The 18,694-nt window shown below is 68.3% G+C and carries 19 protein-coding genes; 13 read left to right on the forward strand and 6 right to left on the reverse strand.

Features of this window, described 5'->3' with window-relative positions; translation table 11 throughout:
- Positions 1 to 4 precede the first annotated feature (4 nt).
- Both glmU and glmS read left to right on the forward strand, forming a co-directional pair.
- A complete protein-coding gene (gene glmU / locus DDE10_RS09895) occupies positions 5 to 1,360 on the forward strand; it encodes a bifunctional UDP-N-acetylglucosamine diphosphorylase/glucosamine-1-phosphate N-acetyltransferase GlmU (protein ID WP_114952588.1) in 1,356 nt (451 codons plus the stop codon).
- Between the two features lie 87 nt (positions 1,361 to 1,447).
- Entirely contained in the window at positions 1,448 to 3,271 is a 1,824-nt protein-coding gene (glmS, locus tag DDE10_RS09900) for a glutamine--fructose-6-phosphate transaminase (isomerizing) (protein WP_114952589.1), read from the forward strand.
- A 42-nt stretch (positions 3,272 to 3,313) separates the two neighbouring features.
- On the opposite strand, the gene DDE10_RS09905 is transcribed toward glmS, so the two are convergent.
- From DDE10_RS09905 to DDE10_RS09915, 3 genes are read right to left on the reverse strand one after another with little or no spacing between them, the layout of a single operon-like run.
- Complete coding sequence (locus DDE10_RS09905) at positions 3,314 to 4,093, reverse strand: hydroxyacylglutathione hydrolase (protein ID WP_114952590.1); 780 nt, start codon at positions 4,091 to 4,093, stop codon at positions 3,314 to 3,316.
- A complete protein-coding gene (locus DDE10_RS09910; RefSeq protein WP_114952591.1) occupies positions 4,093 to 4,539 on the reverse strand; it encodes an SRPBCC family protein in 447 nt (148 codons plus the stop codon). The genes DDE10_RS09905 and DDE10_RS09910 overlap by 1 nt, the downstream gene beginning before the upstream one ends.
- Positions 4,540 to 4,554: 15 nt before the next feature.
- On the reverse strand, positions 4,555 to 5,115 hold the full coding sequence (locus tag DDE10_RS09915) for an Lrp/AsnC family transcriptional regulator (protein WP_114952592.1): 561 nt from the start codon (positions 5,113 to 5,115) through the stop codon (positions 4,555 to 4,557).
- 176 nt (positions 5,116 to 5,291) lie between these two features.
- On the opposite strand from DDE10_RS09915, the gene DDE10_RS09920 reads away from it, so the two are divergent.
- Genes DDE10_RS09920 through DDE10_RS09955 form a run of 8 tightly spaced genes read left to right on the forward strand, consistent with a single transcriptional unit; the run spans position 5,292 to position 13,687 of the window.
- Complete coding sequence (locus DDE10_RS09920; RefSeq protein WP_114952593.1) at positions 5,292 to 6,287, forward strand: aromatic ring-hydroxylating oxygenase subunit alpha; 996 nt, start codon at positions 5,292 to 5,294, stop codon at positions 6,285 to 6,287.
- A 19-nt stretch (positions 6,288 to 6,306) separates the two neighbouring features.
- The gene (locus DDE10_RS09925) at positions 6,307 to 6,747 is read left to right on the forward strand and encodes a nuclear transport factor 2 family protein (protein ID WP_114952594.1); all 441 of its coding nucleotides are present in this window, start codon (positions 6,307 to 6,309) and stop codon (positions 6,745 to 6,747) included.
- A 58-nt stretch (positions 6,748 to 6,805) separates the two neighbouring features.
- Positions 6,806 to 9,040, forward strand: coding sequence for a TonB-dependent receptor (locus DDE10_RS09930; protein ID WP_284734560.1), 2,235 nt, complete (start codon positions 6,806 to 6,808; stop codon positions 9,038 to 9,040).
- Between the two features lie 8 nt (positions 9,041 to 9,048).
- Positions 9,049 to 9,435: a RidA family protein gene (locus DDE10_RS09935; RefSeq protein ID WP_114952595.1), complete on the forward strand. Its 387-nt coding sequence runs from the start codon at positions 9,049 to 9,051 to the stop codon at positions 9,433 to 9,435.
- Between the two features lie 11 nt (positions 9,436 to 9,446).
- Positions 9,447 to 9,908 carry an SRPBCC family protein gene (locus DDE10_RS09940; RefSeq protein ID WP_162806526.1) on the forward strand — a complete coding sequence of 154 codons (462 nt, stop codon included), beginning with the start codon at positions 9,447 to 9,449 and terminating at the stop codon, positions 9,906 to 9,908.
- Between the two features lie 2 nt (positions 9,909 to 9,910).
- Positions 9,911 to 11,188, forward strand: a complete 1,278-nt coding sequence (locus DDE10_RS09945; protein WP_432653726.1) for an NAD(P)/FAD-dependent oxidoreductase — start codon at positions 9,911 to 9,913, stop codon at positions 11,186 to 11,188.
- 42 nt (positions 11,189 to 11,230) lie between these two features.
- The gene (locus tag DDE10_RS09950; protein ID WP_114952597.1) at positions 11,231 to 12,466 is read left to right on the forward strand and encodes an NAD(P)/FAD-dependent oxidoreductase; all 1,236 of its coding nucleotides are present in this window, start codon (positions 11,231 to 11,233) and stop codon (positions 12,464 to 12,466) included.
- Positions 12,467 to 12,475: 9 nt separating this feature from the next.
- Complete coding sequence (locus DDE10_RS09955; RefSeq protein ID WP_114952598.1) at positions 12,476 to 13,687, forward strand: NAD(P)/FAD-dependent oxidoreductase; 1,212 nt, start codon at positions 12,476 to 12,478, stop codon at positions 13,685 to 13,687.
- Between the two features lie 18 nt (positions 13,688 to 13,705).
- On the opposite strand, the gene DDE10_RS09960 is transcribed toward DDE10_RS09955, so the two are convergent.
- Together DDE10_RS09960 and DDE10_RS09965 are read right to left on the reverse strand one after the other, a co-directional pair.
- A complete protein-coding gene (locus DDE10_RS09960) occupies positions 13,706 to 14,812 on the reverse strand; it encodes an NADH:flavin oxidoreductase/NADH oxidase (protein WP_114952599.1) in 1,107 nt (368 codons plus the stop codon).
- Positions 14,813 to 14,898: 86 nt separating this feature from the next.
- A complete protein-coding gene (locus DDE10_RS09965) occupies positions 14,899 to 16,614 on the reverse strand; it encodes a sensor domain-containing diguanylate cyclase (RefSeq protein ID WP_114952600.1) in 1,716 nt (571 codons plus the stop codon).
- A gap of 216 nt (positions 16,615 to 16,830) precedes the next feature.
- Between DDE10_RS09965 and DDE10_RS09970 the strand changes: the two genes are divergently transcribed.
- Together DDE10_RS09970 and DDE10_RS09975 are read left to right on the forward strand one after the other, a co-directional pair.
- The gene (locus DDE10_RS09970; RefSeq protein ID WP_162806527.1) at positions 16,831 to 17,514 is read left to right on the forward strand and encodes a DUF4893 domain-containing protein; all 684 of its coding nucleotides are present in this window, start codon (positions 16,831 to 16,833) and stop codon (positions 17,512 to 17,514) included.
- Positions 17,515 to 17,607: 93 nt separating this feature from the next.
- Positions 17,608 to 17,946 carry a hypothetical protein gene (locus DDE10_RS09975; RefSeq protein WP_114952602.1) on the forward strand — a complete coding sequence of 113 codons (339 nt, stop codon included), beginning with the start codon at positions 17,608 to 17,610 and terminating at the stop codon, positions 17,944 to 17,946.
- A gap of 13 nt (positions 17,947 to 17,959) precedes the next feature.
- Here DDE10_RS09975 and DDE10_RS09980 read toward each other — a convergent pair whose 3' ends face one another.
- On the reverse strand, positions 17,960 to 18,217 hold the full coding sequence (locus DDE10_RS09980; protein WP_114952603.1) for a hypothetical protein: 258 nt from the start codon (positions 18,215 to 18,217) through the stop codon (positions 17,960 to 17,962).
- Positions 18,218 to 18,422: 205 nt separating this feature from the next.
- Between DDE10_RS09980 and DDE10_RS09985 the strand changes: the two genes are divergently transcribed.
- Positions 18,423 to 18,647, forward strand: coding sequence for a hypothetical protein (locus tag DDE10_RS09985; protein ID WP_162806528.1), 225 nt, complete (start codon positions 18,423 to 18,425; stop codon positions 18,645 to 18,647).
- Positions 18,648 to 18,694 lie beyond the last annotated feature (47 nt).

An 18,694-nucleotide genomic window follows, 5' to 3' on the forward strand; every position in this document is an offset into this window, starting at 1 on the left:
CGCCATGACCGACCGACCCGTGGCCGCCATCGTCCTTGCCGCCGGCAAGGGAACGCGGATGAAATCCGATCTCCACAAGGTGCTTCACGCGATTGCCGGCCGGCCGATGCTCGGCCACCTGCTCGCCGAGGTGGACGCGCTCGGCGCCGAGCGCACCATCGTGGTGGTCGGCAGCGGACGCGAGCAGGTCGAGCCGCTCGTTGCCGATCATGGCGGATCCGTCGTCGTCCAGGAGCCGCAGCTCGGCACCGCCCATGCCGTCCAGCAGGCGCAGGCGGCGCTCGACGGCTTCGATGGCGACATCCTGATCCTCTACGGCGACACGCCCTTCGTCACAGCCGCGACGATGCGGCGGATGCGCGAACGGCTGGCTGCGGCGGACGCGCCGGCGGTGGCGGTGGTCGCATCCCGTCCGGCCGATGCCAAGCATTATGGCCGCATCCTCGCCGAGGGCGATGGCACCATCGTCAAGATGGTCGAATATAAGGATGCGAGCGAAAGCGAGCGGTCCGTCGACCTGTGCAATAGCGGACTGATGGCCGTCCGCGCCGACGATCTGTGGCAGCTGCTGGGGAGGGTCGGGAACGACAATGCCGCGGGCGAATATTATCTGCCCGACATCGTCATGATCGCCGCCGCCGACGGGCGCCGTTCGGCCGTCATCGAGGTCGCGCCGGACGAAGTGGAGGGGATCAACAGCCGCGCCGAACTTGCCCGGATGGAGGCCGCCTGGCAGCGGCGACGGCGGGAGGCGGCGATGGCCGACGGAGTCTCGCTGATCGATCCGGAGACGGTATGGTTCTCCCACGACACGAGGATCGGGCGGGATACGATCGTCGAGCCGAACGTCTATTTCGGCCCCGGCGTCTCGATCGGCGAGCGAGTCCGGGTTCGCGCCTTCAGCCATATCGAAGGCGCGAGCGTCGCGTCCGGCGCGGAGATCGGCCCCTTTGCCCGGCTGCGACCGGGCGCCGAGATCGGCGAGAAGGCCAAGGTCGGCAATTTCGTCGAAGTGAAGAAGGCGACGCTCGGACGCGGTGCCAAGGTCAACCACCTCTCCTATATCGGCGACGCCGAGGTGGGGGACGGTGCGAATATCGGCGCCGGAACGATCACCTGCAATTATGACGGCTTCTTCAAGCATCGCACGGTGATCGGCGCCGGCGCCTTCATCGGATCGAACAGCGCCCTGGTGGCGCCGGTGAATATCGGTCCCGGAGCGATGGTGGGGGCGGGCTCGGTCATCACCCGCAACGTCGCCGAGGATGCGGTCGCGCTGGCGCGCGGCGAGCAGGTCGAGAAGCCGGGGCGGGCGAAGCGGTTCCGCGAGACGATGCAGGCGCGCAAGAAGGGCGCTTGACCCTCCGTGCCGCCGCCGCGAAAGCGGGAATGGCGAGAGATTTTAAGGCCCTGCAGCAGGATGCGGGGCAGCGGGGAAGTGACATCCATGTGTGGGATCATCGGCATTGTCGGTCGGGAGCAGGTGGCGTCGCGGCTGATGGACGGCCTCCGGCGGCTGGAATATCGCGGCTATGACAGCGCCGGGATCTGCACGATCCACGACGGCGCGCTGGAGCGGCGGCGCGCCGAGGGCAAGCTCGACAATCTGGCCCGCGAGCTCGTCGCCTCTCCGCTCGATGGCGCGGTCGGGATCGCCCACACCCGCTGGGCCACCCATGGCGCACCCACCGTCGGCAACGCCCATCCTCACGTCGTCGATGGCGTCGCCGTCGTCCACAACGGCATCATCGAGAATTTCAAGGCGCTGCGCGACGAGATGCAGTCGAAGGGACGGCGCTTCGAGAGCCAGACCGATTCGGAGGTGGTGGCCCATCTGGTCGCCGATCAGCTCGCCCAGGGGCTGGCGCCGGAGGCGGCGGTGGCGGCGGTGCTGCCGCGGCTCCACGGCGCCTTCGCCATCGCCATCCTGTTCCGCGACCATCCCGGGATGATCATCGGTGCCCGCCTCGGCGCGCCGCTCACCGTCGGCCTGGGCGACGGCGAATCCTATCTCGGCTCCGACGCCCTCGCGCTCGCCGCGCTGACTCAGAGGATCGCCTATCTCGAGGAAGGCGACTGGGCCGTGGTCACCCACGACGCCGTCCGGATCCACGACCGCGACAACAATCCGGTCGAGCGCGAGATCGTCCAGTCGGGCGTGAGTGCCGCGATCTACGACAAGGGCAACCACGCCCATTACATGCAGAAGGAGATCTTCGAGCAGCCGGTCGTCGTCGCCCAGACGCTGCAATCCTATGTGCGCCCGCTCGAGCAGAAGGTCGCGCTGCCGCAGATGGACTTCTCCTTCGGCCCGGTGCCGCGGATCACGATCGTCGCCTGCGGTACCTCCTTCTATGCCGGCATGGTCGCCAAATACTGGCTCGAGCATTTCGCGCGGGTCCCGGTCGAACTCGATATCGCCTCCGAATTCCGTTACCGCGACCCGGTGCTGGAGGCGGGCGGGCTTGCGCTCTTCATCTCCCAGTCGGGAGAGACCGCGGACACGCTGGCGGCGCTGCGCCATGCCCGCGCGCAGGGCCAGAAGATCGCCGTCGTCGTCAACGTGCCGACCAGCTCGATGGCGCGCGAGGCCGACCTGCTGCTGCCGACCCATGCCGGTCCGGAAGTGGGCGTCGCCTCGACCAAGGCCTTCACCTGCCAGCTTGCCGTGCTCGCCGCGCTCGCCGCCAAGGTCGCGCGCGACAAGGGACGGATGAGCGAGGAGGAGGAGCGCGACATCGTCCGCCATCTTTCCGAGGCGCCGGCGGCGATGAACGCGGCGCTCGCCCATGACGAGGATATCAAGGCGATGGCGCACGTCATCGCCGAGGCGCGCGACGTCCTCTATCTGGGCCGGGGCCAGGATTATCCGCTGGCGCTCGAGGGCGCGCTCAAGCTCAAGGAGATCAGCTACATCCACGCCGAAGGCTATGCCGCCGGCGAGATGAAGCACGGCCCGATCGCGCTCATCGACGACGCCGTCCCGATCATCGTCCTTGCCCCGTCCGGTCCCCTGTTCGAGAAGACGGTGAGCAACATGCAGGAGGTCCAGGCCCGCGGCGGCAAGGTCGTCCTCATCTCCGACGCGGAAGGGATCGCCCAGGCGGGCGAGGGGTCGATCGCGACGATCGAGATGCCCAAGGTCCATCCGTTGATCGCGCCTCTGGTCTACGCGATACCGGTCCAGCTGCTCGCCTATCACGTCGCGGTGGCGAAGGGCACGGACGTCGACCAGCCGAGGAACCTGGCGAAGAGCGTCACCGTGGAGTGATGGCGCAGCGGCGGTGGACTGCCCGAAAGGAGCCGAAGCCGGTTACCACCGGTCCCGCATCGCTCTGAGCGCAGCAAAGACTTCCTCGCGAAACGCTCCCGGTTCGAGCCCGGCGCTTTCATGAAGGCCGCGGCGCACCGTCTCGGCATCGAGGCGGAAGAACAGGCTGATCTCGCGCTCGTCCGCGATCGTGGTGAACAGGGTCCGGGCGCGTGCCGGTTCGAGCAGGGCCTGGGCCCGCGCATTGCCGGGCTCGACGCTCAGGGTGAATTCGAGGTTGCGGGCGAGATAATCGTGCCCTGGATAGAGAAGAGTCTCCGGGGCGAGCTGGGCGGCGAGCCGATCGACGGTGGCGAAGAGCGTCCCGACATGGCCGCCATAGCCGCAATTGCCGACCCCCGCGCCGAACAGGGTGTCGCCGCACAGGAGGAACGGCACGCCCTCGTCCTCGCCGAGCAGGCTGACATGGGTCATGGTGTGGCCCGGCGTTTCCAGCACGCGAAGCCGGTGGCGTTCGCCGACCGCGATCTCGCTCCCTTCGACCAGCATCGCGTCGACATGTTCGATGACCCCGGCCGCCGCCTTCGGCGCCAGGACCCTGGCGCCGGTCTCGGCGCGAAGGCGATCGTTGCGGCCGGCATGGTCCCAATGCTCGTGCGTGTTGACGATCTGGGTGATGGCGAGGCCGTTCGCCCGGGCGGTGTCGAGGACGAGGTCGAGATGGAAGGGGTCGATCGCGGTCGCCTCCCCCGTCGCGGGGCAGGAGACCAGATAGCTCACATGGTCATATCGGTTGCCGACCGGTGTCGCGATGACCGGCATCAGGCGTCGGCACCTTCGGCCGCGGACCGGATATTGTCGAGGAACAGGCGGAAATTGGCCTGGGAGATCGCCTTCGCCTCCGCCTCGCCCATGTCGACCGGGATGAAGGTGGACCGCAGCATCAGCACGCAGGCGTCGGCGCCAGCGCGGATCACCCTGGCGCGCCCCTGATAGTCGGCGAAGGGGACGGCGCCGCCCGTGTCGGTGATCCGGTACATCATCTCCATCTCGTCGGCGTCGAAATGGTCGCAGCGCTCGACGACATAGGTCTCGCCGAGATGCCCCTCGGTCCGCATCGTCCGGACCATTCCCAGGCCCTCGCCTTCGAATTCCATCGACGCCACGAAGCCGCGGGCGGCGAGCCGCTGGCCGTCATGGGTCGCGACCAGTGCCCATACCTTCTCCGCCGGCGCCATGATCCTGGTGGCCTGCTCGTTGACGACCATCAGCCTTCTCCTCCCTCAGCTCGATGCCGGTCCCCGCCGCGCGTCGTCGTCCAGGCTCCAGTGCAGCTTCACCTTGTGAACCTTGAGGACGAGGCTGTTCTCGACCTCGGCGATGTCGGGATGGCCGTAGCAATGGCGGATGAGGAACTCGCGAAAGTCCTCCTGCGACTTGTGATAGGTAGCCATGCCGAGATCGAAGCGGCCGAGCAGCATCGTCAGATAATAGACGTCGGGCAGCTGGGCGAGGCGCCGGGCCACCGCATCGACATCCGCGCCCGCGGCGACGTTGATGAAGGTCATCGTGTTGAACTTGTAGCCGAATGCGTCGGGCAGCGCCTCGGCCTGGATGGTGATGACATTGTCCGCGATCAGCTGCTTCACGCGGTTGCGGACCGTGCCTTCCGACACGCCGACGATGCTGGCGATGCTCGAATAAGGCATCCGCCCGTCCTGCTGGAGCAGCTCCACGATCCGCATGTTGAGCTCCGGCTCTTCGAGCGAGACCGAATCGCCGGCATCCGTCCTGACCGGAGGTCGGCTGCGCCCGCGTCCGGCTTTCTGTGTCTTCTCGCTCATCGTCACCTCTCCGCTGCCGCGTACCCGTCTAGCCGATCCGCAACGACGTAGACAGATGGATGCGGATTCCGATCTTCCGTGTCAAGTCATCTACGAAATCCGCGAATAGCCGTTGACAGTTTGCGATTTTCGAAGATATCTCTCGACTCCGATAAGCATCCCGCAGGGAGTCGACGATGAGCTCTGCCGCCCAAATGCTCACGCCGCGCCGATCGCTGGCGCCGTTGAAGGAAGGGGAGGACGGCCTCTTCACCCAGAGCTGGTTCGCGGTCTGCCTGTCGACCGACGTCGAGTCCGGCGGCTTCGCCGGCTTCGACTTCCTCGGCGGCCGCGTCATCGTCATGCGCGACTCCGACGGCCGGGCCAGCGTGCTGAGCGCCTATTGCCCGCATCTCGGCGCCGACCTGTGCGGCGGCGAGATGGTGGACGGGGCGCTGCGCTGTCCCTTTCATCACTGGCGCTACGGGCCGGACGGCAAGTGCGTGTCGACGGGATCGGGCGATCCGATACCGCCGACGGCGAAACTGTTCCGCTTTCCGACGGTCGAGAAATACGGCTTCGTCTTCGCCTTCAACGGGACCGAACCCAGCTTCGAGCTGCCCGACCTGCCGCGCGCCCCCGAGGGGCTCGTCTGGAAGGTCGGCGAGTGGAACATCCGCATGCCGGTCGATCCCTGGGTGATCTGCTGCAACACGCCGGACATGCAGCACATCAACGTCGTCCACGGCATCACCTTCGATCGCGAGCCGCACGACCTCGTCCAATGGACCGACCATTCGATGCTTTACACCCTCCAGGGTGCGAACCGGGAAGGCCTGCGGCTCGAATTCGAGGTCGGCATCTTCGGCACGAGCCTCTATTGGCAGCATGGCGAGCTCGGTGGCCGCTGGTTCGGCTTCGTCGCGCCCATGGGCCTGCCGCGGCCCGGCGAGAGCCGCCTGTTCTTCGCGGTCGCGGTCGAGGACGACCCCGCCGACCCGGATGGCACGCGCGCCTTCCTCGACGCCATGTACGATCTCGAGGTCCATATCGCGACCGAGGACCTGCCGATCGTCGAGCATGCGCGCTTCCGCCCCGGCACCCTGACCAAGAGCGACCGTTCGCTGGCGCGCTTCCTCCAATATCTTCGCGAATTCCCGCGCGACCATCCCAGCGCGACCTTCATCAGCTGATATCGGGAGAGGGGAGAGCATGAGCGCCATCTTGTCGCCGGCGGACATCGAGGAAATCGGTGCGGTCTGTCCGAGACTCTACGAGGCTGTCGGATGGGACGACGGCAAGGCGCCCGACTGGGATGCCTTCCGCGCCTGCTGCCACCCGAACATCCTGCTGGTTCCGATGGGCAGCGGGGCGGCCACCCCGATCGGGATCGAGGATTTCATCGCCGGAATGGAGGGGCAGCGCAGCAGTGGCGCCGTCAGCGCGCTGAGCGAGGTCGAGACCGGCCGGAAGATCGAAGGCTACGGCAATTTCGCCAGCGTCCGGAGCCGCTTCGTCGCCACCGTCAACGGCACGTCGCGCCGCGGGGTCACCTTCGCCCATCTGGTTCGAGAGCAAGGGCGCTGGGTGATCGTGGCGACGGGATGGGAGAACGAACGGGAGGATGAGCCGCTGCCGGCCGAGTTCGACTGATCATGGGGCGCCCGCGCCGCAACGACGGCGCGGAGGAGTGGGAGAAGAAGAGATGGGCATGAAGGGGATGGGTACGGCCTTGCTTGGCGGCACGGCCTTGGCTTTGATCATGGCGACTCCCGCGGCGGCCCAGGCCGGCGACGAGGCCTGCGCCGGCGCTCCCGACGGATCGAGCGAGGCGCAAGCCTGTGCAGCCGCGGCCAATTCCTCCGCTCAGGGTTTCGAGGAGATCGTCGTCACCGCGCGGCGGCGCGCCGAGAATCTGCAGGACGTGCCCGATTCGATCACGGCCTTCTCCGCGGACGACATCGCGGAGCGGCGGTTGGAACGGATCGACGATTTCCTCGCCGTCACCTCCAACGTCCGCATCAACAACGATCAGGATACGGCGACGAACAATATCGCCATCCGCGGCCTCGGCGCGAACCGCAACCAGGCTGCGGCGGTCGCCTTTTCCGTCGACGGCGTGGTCCTCCCCGATTCCGACGCCTTCACCATCGACCTAAGCGACGTCGAGCGGGTCGAGGTGCTGAAGGGGCCGCAGGGCGCGCTCTACGGTCGTGGCGCCATCGCCGGCGCGATCAACATCACCACCCGGCGGCCGACCAACGAATGGCAGGGCGAGGCGCGCGCCAGCTATCAGAGCGCCGATTCCTGGCGGGTCTTCGGGGCGGTGAGCGGTCCGATCGTCGAGGACTTCGCGCTCGCGCGCCTGTCGCTGTCTCATCGCGACAGCGACGGCTACATCGTCAACCAGCTGACCGGCGACGGCATCGACCGCAACCGCCAGACCCGGGCGACCGGCCGTCTCATCCTGATGCCCGCGCCGGGCCTCGAGATCGACTTCCGCGCCGCCTATACCGACGAGCGCGGCGGCTCGACCTGGTTCAGCCGCTTCGACGTGCTCGGCCAGTCGGGCGGCGAGATCACCGGGGAGATCGCCGCCCTGCGCCCGGCGCAGGATACGGAATCGCTGAGCGAGCGGCAGATCACCGACCTGTCCATGCTCATCAACTACGATTTCGGCTTCGCCACGCTGACGTCGATCACCGCCTATAACGACATCGACGTCTTCTTCCGGCAGGATCTCGATATTTCCGAGTTCCCGCTGGTCCCGAACGCCCAGCAGTCGCGCGACACCGAGGCATTCAGCCAGGAGCTGCGGCTGACGTCCCCGGGAAACCGCCGGCTGCGCTACATCCTGGGCGGCTATTACCAGCATTCCGAGCGATCGATCGAGACCGCGGCCGTGCTCGACGTCTGCCTCTTCATCGGCAGCTGCTTCAGCGGCCCCGGCGGCGGCTTCGTCTCCGCCGGGACGGTCGGAGCGCCGCTCGCCGACAACCGCATCACGTTCAACCAATATGCGGTGTTCGGTCAGGTCAATTTCGACCTGACGCCGCAGATCGAGCTGACGGCAGCCCTGCGCTATGATGTCAGCGACGGCCGCATCGACGACTTCTTCTCGAATTTCGAGACCGAGGAGAGCTTCGAGGCGCTGCAGCCCAAATTCTCGATCGCCTGGCGGCCCTCCGACCAGGTGATGCTCTATGCGACCTATTCGCAGGGCTTCAAGAGCGGCAACTTCAACCCGGCCGCGGCCGGACCGACCTTCCCGCGAATCCTCGGCGAGGAGACGTCCCGCAATTACGAGCTCGGCTTCAAGACCACCCTGCTCGACCGTCGGCTGATCTTCAACGGCGCCGCCTTCTTCACCGAGCATCTGGACCCGCAGATCTTCCAGCTCGATCCGGCGACGATCAGCCAGGGATCGCTCAATGCCAACAAGGTCGAGATCACCGGGTTCGAGCTGGAGCTGAATGCCCGGCCTTTTCGGGGCTTCGAGCTCAACGCCGCCTTCGGCTATCTCGATGCCGAGATCGTCGACTTCGACGGGACCGCGCTCTACGTCGGCCAGCAGATGCCCAACGCCCCCGAGTTCACGCTGAATCTCGGCGCGCAATATCGCTTTCCGGTGACCGATGCGATCGACCTTCGCGCCCGCGTCGATGCCGCCGTCGTTGGCCGCCAGTCCTTCCAGGATTTCCAGTTCCCGCAGAACGACGAGCTCTACCTCTACCAGCGGAGCTACGGCACGGTCGATGCGCAGCTTGCCCTGGAGGGCAGCAACTGGACGGCGACCCTGTTCGTCCGCAACCTGTTCGAGCGCGATTATGCGACGAGCGCCTTCTCCCGCTATATCTTCGCGGTCGCTTTGGTCCCGCTGAACAGCGACGCCGTCCAATCCGACCCGGGCCGGATCTTCGGCGCCGAGATCGGCTTCAGGTTCTGAGACGCGCCATGACCGAGAAGAAGCGATTCCACCTGCGGCCCGAGGGCGAAAAGGCGTTCGGCTATGCCCAGGCGGTGCAGGTCGGCGGCCTCGTCCACGTCGCCGGCTCGCTCAGCGTCGACGACTCCTTCGCGCCGCTCCACCCCGGCGACATGGCCGCGCAGATCGGCGAGGCCTATGCCGGAGTCGCGCGGACGCTCGCGCATTTCGGCCTCGGGCTCGCCGATGTCGTCAAGGAAACGGTATTCGTGACGGACATGGAGGCGTTCCTCGAGGCGAATGGCAGACGGATGCAGGTCTATGGCGGCACGCTGCCGGCGGCGACCGTGGTCGAGGTCCGGCGGCTCGCCTTCGCCGAATGCCTGATCGAGGTCGAGGTCGTCGCCGCCGCCTGAGGAGAAGCTGGATGCCTGCGCTCGCCGATCTCTTCCCCCGCCAGGTGAGCTGCCGGCGTGCCGTCCGGCTCGCCGTTCCCGCCGTTGTCGCCTGGGCCGTCGTGGGCGACATAGCCAGTCTCGTCCCCGGCGGCGGCATGATCGAGCGCGTCGACCTGGAAGGCGAAGGCGCCGGAGCCGTCCGCACATTCCATCTGCCTGGCGGGGCGCGCATCGTCGAGCGGATCGAGGAGCATGATCCCGTCCTGCGCCGCTATGTGTACCGGATCGTCGACGGGGGTCCGCTCGACTGCGTCGACTATCTCGGCCTCGCCCAGGTCACCCCGGCGGGCACGCAGGCGTGCATCCTTTCCTGGGCGGCGATGGCCAATCCTGTCGCGGCGGATGCGGATTCGCTGCGCAAGATGCTCGAGGCGAATCTCGACCACGCCTTGCAGGCGGTCGCCGATCACGTGGCAGGTGCGGTCCCGTGACGATGCCGCTCCCGCTGCCGCCGCGGCCGGTATGGCCCGTCGGCGGGCGCAGCTTCCCCGCGCTGGAGGGAATGGCGAAGGCCGACGTCGTCGTCGTCGGTGCCGGTTTCGCCGGCGTTGCCGCCGCCCTCGAGCTTGCCGCACGGGGCCGATCGGTGATCGTGCTGGAAGCCGAAGGTCTGGCTGCTGGCGCCTCGGCGGCCAGCGCCGGCCAGGTCGGGCCGCTTCTCTACGGCGCACGCAAGACCGCCGGGCAGGCGATGGCGAGGCTCGGTCTCGATCGGGGCGAACGCCTCAACCGGGCGGTCGCCGCATCGGGCCGCCGGTTGTTCGAGCTGATCGCCGCGCATGGGATCGATTGTGAGGCGCGACGGGGCTTCCTGTGCGTCTATCGAAGCGACAAGAGCTTCGCCCGGGCGGCCGGCCGCTTCGCGGAATGGCAGCGATATGGCGGCCGATCCGAGACCATCGGGCGCGGCGAGCTTGGCCAGTGGATCGCCTCTGCCCGTTATCGCGGCGGGGTCTTCCTGCCTGAGGGCGGCTTCCTCAACCCTGCCCGGCTGATCTCCGGCCTGGCCGATGCCGCCGTCGGGGCAGGCATTCGCCTGCACTGCCACAGCCGGGTCGCGGCGGTGCGCAGGCTAGGGCAGCAATGGGGCGTCCAGACCGCGGCGGGGCAGGCGGTGGCACCGCACCTGCTGGTCGCGACCGGTAGCGGCGGCTTTCCCGCCTGGCCGGAGCTCGCGCGCACTTTCTACCCGGTCGGCTGCGGCGTCGCGGCGACGGCGCCGCTTGCGGATCGGGCGCAGAGCCTGCTGCCGCGCAGCGGCCCCGTCGCGGACATGGACGATCCGGCGGTGTTCTCGCCGGCCGTGACCGCCGACGGGCGCCTGCTGGTCAGCTTCCTGCTCGAAGGCCGAGCCCGGGACGACCCGATGAGAAATTCCGCGCCGGCGCGCCGCCGGCTGGAGCGGGTCTTTCCCGATCGTCCGCCGCCTCCCTTCGAGAGCTTATCGGCGGGGCGTCTCGCGGTGACGCCGGATGGCCTGCCGCGCCTGATTCGGGGACCCGAAGGCATGCTGGCCGTCACCGGCTGCAACGGCTTCGGGCTGACGCTCGGCATGCTGGCGGCGCGGGAGGCGGCGTCCTTCATCCTGGGCACGCCGGCCGGGGACCTGGCCTTGCCGATCTCCGAGGCGAAGCCGCTGCCGGCGGCAGGCTTGATGCCCGCTTTGTTCCGGAGCGTGCTTGCGCCGCTCGCCAACCGCTTCGGCATCTGAAATCATCCGGATCATCGCGGACGCAAGAAGGCATCAACGTATATGAAGACGTCAGACATCGTCGTGATAGGCGCGGGGATCATCGGCATGAGCGCGGCCTTCCAGATCGCCCGCCGCTCGAAGGCGCGGATCGTCGTGCTCGAGAAGGGTGCGGGGCCGGGCGAGGGATCGACCGGCGCCTCTTCGGCCGTGTGCCGCTTCCGCTATTCCTATCCCGAGATCGTGCAATTGGCGAAGGATGGGATCGGCGCCTATCGCCACTGGCCGGACTTCATCGGCAGCGGCGAGGCCCGAGCCCGCTTCCACGCCTTGGGCGTGCTCTGGCTGTCGGCCGATCCGGATTGGGCAGGAAGCGAGGTAGACCGGCTCGGCTCGCTCGGGATCCGGGCCGACGCGCTCGACGATGCGGCCCTCGCCGACGCCTTTCCGGCCATCCGGCCCTGCCTGATCTCGCCCGATTTGATCGGCGGCGAGGCGCATGATTGCCGCGGCGGCGGGCTCCACCTGCTCGAACGCGACGGCGGCTATATGGACCCTGTCGACGCGCTTCAGGACCTGATCGACGCGGCCCGCGCGCGCGGCGTCGAGGTGCGGTTCAACAGCCCGGTCGATGATGTGGATGTCGAGGGCGGAGCGGTGACCGGCGTCCGGCTCGTCGGCGGCGAGCGGATCGCGTGCGGCACGGTCGTCGAGACGGCCGGGCCCTGGTGCCTGCCGTTCCTGGAGCGGCATGGGCTCGGCGGCCGCTGGCCGCTGGAGCCGACGCGGATCCAGATCGTCCATATCGATCGTCCGGCGGAGCTGGCCGGCGATCTTCCGGTCTGCGTCGACATGCCCGGGGGCATCTATTTCCGGCCGCAGAATCGCGGTCAGCAGATCATCGTCGGATCGGTGCTCGAAGAAGACGAGAAGGAGAGGGTCGCCGACCCCGACGACTTCGCGCGCTATGCCGACGACGATTTCATCCGCCCCAAGCTGCACGCGCTCCAGCACCGGCTGAACGTGCCGGAACTGCGCGGCGCGATCCACGGCTATAGCGGGCTCTACACGATCAATCGGGCGGACATGCACCCGATCGTCGGACCGACGCCGATCGCGGGATTCCACATCGCCAACGGCTGCAGCGGCCACGGCTTCAAGCTCGCGCCGGCGATCGGCGCCCTGATCGCGCGGCAGATCACCGGCGAATCCTCGGATTTCGACACCGCGATGGACCCCGCTTTTCTCGCCTTCGACCGCCAGCCGATCCAGCTCGCCGCGATGAACGTGCTGGCCTAAGGGCCACGGATGGAACGGCACGACGTCCTCATCGCCGGGGCCGGCCATGCCGGCGCGCAGGCGGCGATCGCGCTTCGGCAGGCCGGCTTCGGCGGCAGCATCGCCCTGGTCGGTGCCGAGCCCGACCTGCCCTACGAACGGCCGCCACTGTCGAAGGAATATCTGGCGGGCGAGCGGCCGTTCGATCGGCTCCTGATCCGTCCGGCAGGCTTCTGGGAGGAACGCGAGGTCCAACTGCGGCTCGGCCGTCGCATCGTCGCCGTCGATCCGGCGGCCCGGGTCGCCGAGCTCGGGGACGGAGAGACGCTCGGCTACGGGACCCTGATCTGGGCAGCCGGCGGAGAGCCGCGCCGGCTGGCCTGCCCCGGGGCGGAGCTCGAGCGGGTCCATTCGATCCGCTGCCGCGCCGACGCCGACCGGATCGTGGCAGCGCTGCCCGGCGTCCAAAGCGTCGTCGTGGTCGGCGGCGGATTCATCGGCCTGGAGGCGGCGGCGGTCCTGAGCAAGCTCGGCAAGACCGTCACCGTGCTCGAGGCGCTCGACCGGGTGCTCGCCCGCGTCGCCGGAGAGCCGATCTCGCGCTTCTACGAGGCCGAGCATCGCGCGCACGGCGTCGCGGTCCGGACCGAAATCGCGGTCGAGGGCATCTCCGACTCCGACTCCGCGGCCGCCGTCCAGCTCGCCGGCGGCGAGATCCTCCCGGCGGACATGGTGATCGTCGGCATCGGCATCGTGCCGGCCGTCGGGCCCTTGCTCGCCGCCGGCGCCGAAGGGGGCGACGGCGTGAATGTCGACCCCCTGTGCCGCACCAGCCTGCCGCACATCCATGCGATCGGCGATTGCGCCGCGCACGAGAACGTCTTCGCCGGCGGCGCCCGCATCCGGCTCGAATCCGTCCAGAACGCCAACGACCAGGCGGCGACCGCCGCGCGGGCCGTGGCCGGCTACCCCCACCCTTATGCTGCCCTACCCTGGTTCTGGTCGAACCAATATGACCTGAGGCTGCAGACGGCGGGGCTGTCGCTGGGCCACGACGACATGGTGGTGAGAGGCGACCCGGCCACCCGCGCCTTTTCGGTCCTCTATCTGAGAGAGGGGCGATTGATCGCCGCCGACTGCGTCAACCGGGTCAAGGATTATGTGCAGGCCCGAAAGCTGATCGCCGCCGGCGGCATGACAGAGCGGCGGAGTCTGAGCGATCCGGATCGCCCGCTCGCCTGAAGCGGCAACGCGCCTCTGTCAGTCGCCGCCGAACAGGTCGCGGAACCGGCCGGGCTGCGAGCGCAGATACTGCTTCGGCGCCTTCACCTGCGCGCCGAGATGGGCGGCCGCATGCCAGGGCCAGCGCGGATCGTAGAGGATGGTCCGGGCGATCGCGATCAGGTCGGCGTCGCCGGTGCCGACGATCGCCTCCGCCTGGTCGTATCCGCTGATCAGGCCGACGGCGATGGTGGTCATCCCGGTGGCCTGCTTCACCGCCCGTGCCAGCGGTACCTGATAGCCGGGCCCGACCGGTATCTTCTGCCTCGGATCGAGTCCGCCGCTGGAGACGTGCATCGCCGCGCAGCCACGCGCCTTGAGCGCGGCGGCAAAGGCGATGGTCTGCTCCACGTCCCAGCCCTGTTCGACCCAGTCGGTTCCGGACACGCGCATGGTGACCGGGCGGTCCGCAGGGAACGCCTCGCGGACCGCATCGAACACCTCGAGCGGGAAGCGCATCCGGTTATCCAGCTTCCCGCCATATTCGTCGTCGCGCCGGTTCGACAGCGGCGACAGGAACTGGTGGAGCAGATAGCCATGGGCGGCGTGGATCTGGACGGCGTCGATCCCCAGTCGCGCGGCCCGGCGTGCGGCCGCGGCGAAAGCCTCGCGTATCCTGACCAGGCCGTCCCGGTCCAGCGCGGCCGGCGCCACGTCACCTTGGGCGAAGGGCAGCGGCGAGGGCGCTTCGGTCTGCCATCCGTGCGGATCGCCGGGGGGCAGCTGGCGCCCGCCGGCCCAGGGCCGCTCGGTCGAGGCCTTGCGTCCGGCATGGGCGAGCTGGATCGCCACCGGCATGTCGGACCAACGCCGGACGCCGTCCAGGGTTCGCGCCATCGCCGCCTCGGTCGCATCGTCCCAGAGGCCGACATCGGCCCAGCTGATCCGTCCTTCCGGAACGACCGCCGTCGCCTCGATCGTCAGCAGCGCGGCCCCGGACAAAGCGAGCTGGCCGAGATGGATCAGGTGCCAGTCGGTCATCCGCCCGTCCTCGGCAGAATATTGGCACATGGGCGCGATCACGATGCGATTGCGCAAAGGCAATCCGCCGACCTCGATCGGCTCGAACAAGGCGGGACGAGGCATGGCAGGCTCCCGGAGTCTGAAGGCTTCGATCGGCCCGCGCCTGCCACCGTCGGCCGGATTGGGAAAGCCCTATCCTCTATTCGGGATCAGCGGGACGCCGCCCGGGCTTCGACGCCGGGCGGTGCCGGGCTGCGCGGCGCCGCGGCACTGCCGTCGAACAAGGCGACCTGATTCCGTCCTGCATCCTTGGCGGCATAGAGCGCCCGGTCCGCTTCGCGATACAGGATCTCGAACTCGGCCCCGGCCGGCCCGCGGCTCACCCCGATGCTGGCCGTGATCCCTCGCGCCTCGCCGAAGAGGTGGGCGAGCGGGAGCGACTCGATCGCCTCGCGGACGCTCGCGGCCACCTTGATCGCATTGCGGCCGGGGCCGGACACGCCGATGGCGAATTCCTCTCCTCCGATGCGCCCGGCAAATCCGTTTCCGGCGGCCTTGTCTTCGATGCAGCGCGCGATGCAGCGCAGCACGGCGTCGCCCACATCGTGTCCGAACCGGTCGTTGACCGACTTGAAATGGTCGACGTCGATCAGGAGCAAGGCGAAGCCGCCGCCATCCGCCCGCAAGGCCTTTTGGGCCCGATCGACGAAGCCGCGCCGATTGAGCAGGGCCGTCAGCGGATCGCTTTCCGCCAGCCGCTGCATTTCCCAGCGCGCCGCGTAAGCGGCGTCCCGCTCCACACGCAGGCGGGCCAGGCGCAACGTCTCGGCGACGGAGAGCCACACCGTCTGGAAGGCCGAGGCGAGCAGGACGGCGAGCTGGGAGCCGCCGCCGAGCAGGGAAGGTCCGTAATCGACGACCTCCGTCGAGGCGAGCACGGCCATCGGCACCGCCCACGATAGGATGAAGTCGCGGGCCCCGGTATCGCCCCTGCGCCAGCTCCAGCCGAGCAGGAGAGCGACGGTGGCGAGATCGACAAGCAGCAGGATACCGAGCACCGAGCCGAGCAACGGCAGCAGGCCGGACGGCGGAAAGGCCGCGAAGGCGCCGACGAGGCCGAAGACCAGCCCGCATCCGATTGCCGGCCAGCGTGCCCAGCGCGGCAACCGTCCGGCCTCGGGAACGGTGGCGGCGCAAAAGGTGGCGAAGCTGATCGCCAGGGTGGCGAGCAGGGTGCAGAGCTTCGAAGCCAGCGATCCGGCAAGGCCTGGAAAGACGAGCAAGGCGAGCTGCGACCAGAGCAGGCCCCAGACGAAGACCGTACCGACCCAGGCGGCGTGCCAGCCGATGAAGGTGCGTCGCGACGCCAGGGCCAGCAGGCCGTTATACAGGGTGCTCAGCGCGAGCAGCGCGATCGCCGCGCCGACCAGGGCCGCAGCCAGGCTGGTCTCAGCTTCGGCCTCCCCCGAGGGGAGCAGGCGCACTCGGAAATGCGGATAGGATTCCAGCCGATCGAGCGCGAGGAGAATGCTCGTGACGGGCGACTCCCGCACCGGCGCCTGGAAGGCGATCTGGCCGCCGACGCGCCAGCGCTCGCCATATTCGCCGGCGGCCACGCCTTGGCGCTCGACATGGCCATCGCGATAGCGGAATTCGACCTCGAGCCGGTCGAAGCGGCTTTGATGGACAAGGAGAGTGGCGCCGTTGGCGAAGGCGGCATCGGCGGCCGGGGCGTCGGCCCGCAGCCAAAGACGCGCGGCCTGGTAGCGCTCGGGTACGCCCGCGCAGGCAAAGTCGCGGCCGTCGGGCGCGGACGTGCCGGTTCCGGTCACGGCATGGCACAGGCGACCATCGAGGTCGCCAGCCGCCGCGAGCGCCGGGCACGTCCACATCAAGATCACCAGAGCGAGCAGGCGCCAGATCAACAGGACCTCGTCGGCTTGAAAAGAGGGGCGCCCGATGCGGACACCCGGGGAAATAAGCAGGCCAGCGTCAAGAGATCGTTAACCGCGCTCGGCCAGGACGGACGACGGAACCCCGGCCGTAGCTTCGTGCTTGATGCTGGGGCCATATCCAGTTCCTTCACAATCGTGCGATAGGAACAGGAAGGGTGCGGCGATCCTGCGGTAAGGGTTATGCAGATGGCGCGACGGCATCAGCTTTCAGATTGCCTAAGGGTGCTCCTGGCCGGCGCCCTCGTCCTGCTGTCCGGCTGCCAGACCGCGCAGGTCCCGCAAGAGCCGGCCATCCCTACGATCAGCGTCCGCGAGGAACCCGGCTGGCGTCGAGCGGCGCTGCCCGGCGACGTCGACCGGATCGACGGAATCGAGGGCGCGTGGGAGGAGGCGCTTTCCGCAGCCGAGGCCGCCGGTCACCGCAGGACCATGAGCAGCGAAGGTCCGCTGCTCGATCCCGGCGCCGCACTGCCCATGCCGGCGCCGACGCCGGGCGCCTATACCTGCAGGTTGTTGCGCTTCGCCGAGCCCAGGCGACGCGGTCCGGTGCTCACCGTCTATCGTCCCTTCTTCTGCAATGTCGGCGTGGACGGCGATGCGCTGACCCTGATCAAGCAGACCGGCTCCGAACGGCCGGCCGGCCATCTCTGGGTGGACGAGCGGCCCGAGCGGCTGATCTTCATCGGCACCCTCTCTCGAGGCGAGCATGAGGATCCGCTTCCCTACGGCGAGGACCCCGAGCGGGACATGGTGGCCGTGCTCGAGCGGGTCGATGCCTTCCGATTCCGTCTCGTCGTGCCGTGGCCGCGCACTGGTGCAATCGTCGAAGTCTACGAGCTGACGCCGTCGCCGGTCCAGTATCAGGACTGAGCGGATCAGGCCCGGCGGCAGGAGCCGAACGCTTCCCGCTTCCGGACAAGGCGGTTATATTGTCCTTCCGTAACGATCGCGAAGGGCTCGCCGATGCTCGAGGTGAAACTGCGTCCCGGCGTTCACGGCTGCATCTATTGGCCGCTCGCCGTCATCAGCCTGGGACTGATCCCGCTGGCGATGAAATCGGCCGAGAAGCACTTCATCGCCCGCATGGACGAGGAGGGTCTGTGGACCCGCGGCGGCAGGCGCATTGCCTGGGGCGAGATCGAGCGTCTCGAGCGAACCGTCGGAAAGGTTCAAGGCATCAAGATGTCCGACGAAGTCCTCGTCTTCACCAGGCAGGGCCGGGTATCGCTGCCGATGTGGCGGATGGAGAATATGGAGGAGGCGCTGGTCTATTTCGGCGCCCATTCGCCTGTCGCCCTGTAAGCGGCGGCGGCGCTCAGGCGGCCTGCCGCTCCTTGTGGTAATCGCGGCCGCGGTAGAGATGCGGAAGCGGCACGTCGCCCGACGCACGGGCTTCGTGGACGACGTCACGGGCGGCTCTCGCCATCCGGGAAAGCAGTCCCGGCCGATGTGAGGCCCAAGGTCCGGCCATCGGGGCGCGATCCCCGGTCCGGGCGCGGCCGGCGAGATCGGAAGACGGCAATACCGCCTGGTTGCTGCGTACCGCCAGCATTCGTCCATTCGCGTCGAACATGGTTAATCTCCGGGTCCTGACAGTCCTGCCGGTGCCGTCTGCATGATTGACCCTATATCCTTTCGATCGGGTGAGCCGCCACACCGTACCACTACGATGCGTGTTTCTACGGAGGCGGCGGCCTCATCTCAGCCAGCCGGTTCCTTCCTGCAGGGCAGCATGTTATGCCCTCGACTGTTCAGAAGCGCACCGAGGGAGGGGGACCATGGCACGGAAGTTCATCATCGAGGAGCAGGGCCGCTACTATGTCTGCGAAGTGACGCTCGAATATGATCCCGCACTGGCGAAGACGAGCACAGCCCAGGAGGGAGTGCGCCAGGTGGCCGCCATGCTCGAGGAGGCCCGCCAGCGCGGCACCTGCCTTCAGGCCTGCGAGGTCGGCTCCGAGATGTTTACCCGCTCGCCGCTCAACACCGGCCCCAGGGTATAGGTTCAGCCCGCGTGGCGTGAGGCGGCCGCCGCAGGCTTTCCCGCGGT

Source organism: Sphingosinicella terrae, from assembly GCF_003347635.1.
GTDB classification, from domain to species: Bacteria; Pseudomonadota; Alphaproteobacteria; order Sphingomonadales; family Sphingomonadaceae; genus Allosphingosinicella; species Allosphingosinicella terrae.

Coding starts and splice junctions, on each gene's coding strand:
- glmU (WP_114952588.1), top strand. CDS start 5: ATGACCGACCGACCCGTGGCCGCCATCGTCCTTGCCGCCGGCAAGGGA.
- glmS (WP_114952589.1), top strand. CDS start 1,448: ATGTGTGGGATCATCGGCATTGTCGGTCGGGAGCAGGTGGCGTCGCGG.
- DDE10_RS09905 (WP_114952590.1), bottom strand. CDS start 4,093: ATGCCGGTCATCGCGACACCGGTCGGCAACCGATATGACCATGTGAGC.
- DDE10_RS09910 (WP_114952591.1), bottom strand. CDS start 4,539: ATGGTCGTCAACGAGCAGGCCACCAGGATCATGGCGCCGGCGGAGAAG.
- DDE10_RS09915 (WP_114952592.1), bottom strand. CDS start 5,115: ATGAGCGAGAAGACACAGAAAGCCGGACGCGGGCGCAGCCGACCTCCG.
- DDE10_RS09920 (WP_114952593.1), top strand. CDS start 5,292: ATGAGCTCTGCCGCCCAAATGCTCACGCCGCGCCGATCGCTGGCGCCG.
- DDE10_RS09925 (WP_114952594.1), top strand. CDS start 6,307: ATGAGCGCCATCTTGTCGCCGGCGGACATCGAGGAAATCGGTGCGGTC.
- DDE10_RS09930 (WP_284734560.1), top strand. CDS start 6,806: ATGAAGGGGATGGGTACGGCCTTGCTTGGCGGCACGGCCTTGGCTTTG.
- DDE10_RS09935 (WP_114952595.1), top strand. CDS start 9,049: ATGACCGAGAAGAAGCGATTCCACCTGCGGCCCGAGGGCGAAAAGGCG.
- DDE10_RS09940 (WP_162806526.1), top strand. CDS start 9,447: ATGCCTGCGCTCGCCGATCTCTTCCCCCGCCAGGTGAGCTGCCGGCGT.
- DDE10_RS09945 (WP_432653726.1), top strand. CDS start 9,911: ATGCCGCTCCCGCTGCCGCCGCGGCCGGTATGGCCCGTCGGCGGGCGC.
- DDE10_RS09950 (WP_114952597.1), top strand. CDS start 11,231: ATGAAGACGTCAGACATCGTCGTGATAGGCGCGGGGATCATCGGCATG.
- DDE10_RS09955 (WP_114952598.1), top strand. CDS start 12,476: ATGGAACGGCACGACGTCCTCATCGCCGGGGCCGGCCATGCCGGCGCG.
- DDE10_RS09960 (WP_114952599.1), bottom strand. CDS start 14,812: ATGCCTCGTCCCGCCTTGTTCGAGCCGATCGAGGTCGGCGGATTGCCT.
- DDE10_RS09970 (WP_162806527.1), top strand. CDS start 16,831: ATGGCGCGACGGCATCAGCTTTCAGATTGCCTAAGGGTGCTCCTGGCC.
- DDE10_RS09975 (WP_114952602.1), top strand. CDS start 17,608: ATGCTCGAGGTGAAACTGCGTCCCGGCGTTCACGGCTGCATCTATTGG.
- DDE10_RS09980 (WP_114952603.1), bottom strand. CDS start 18,217: ATGTTCGACGCGAATGGACGAATGCTGGCGGTACGCAGCAACCAGGCG.
- DDE10_RS09985 (WP_162806528.1), top strand. CDS start 18,423: ATGGCACGGAAGTTCATCATCGAGGAGCAGGGCCGCTACTATGTCTGC.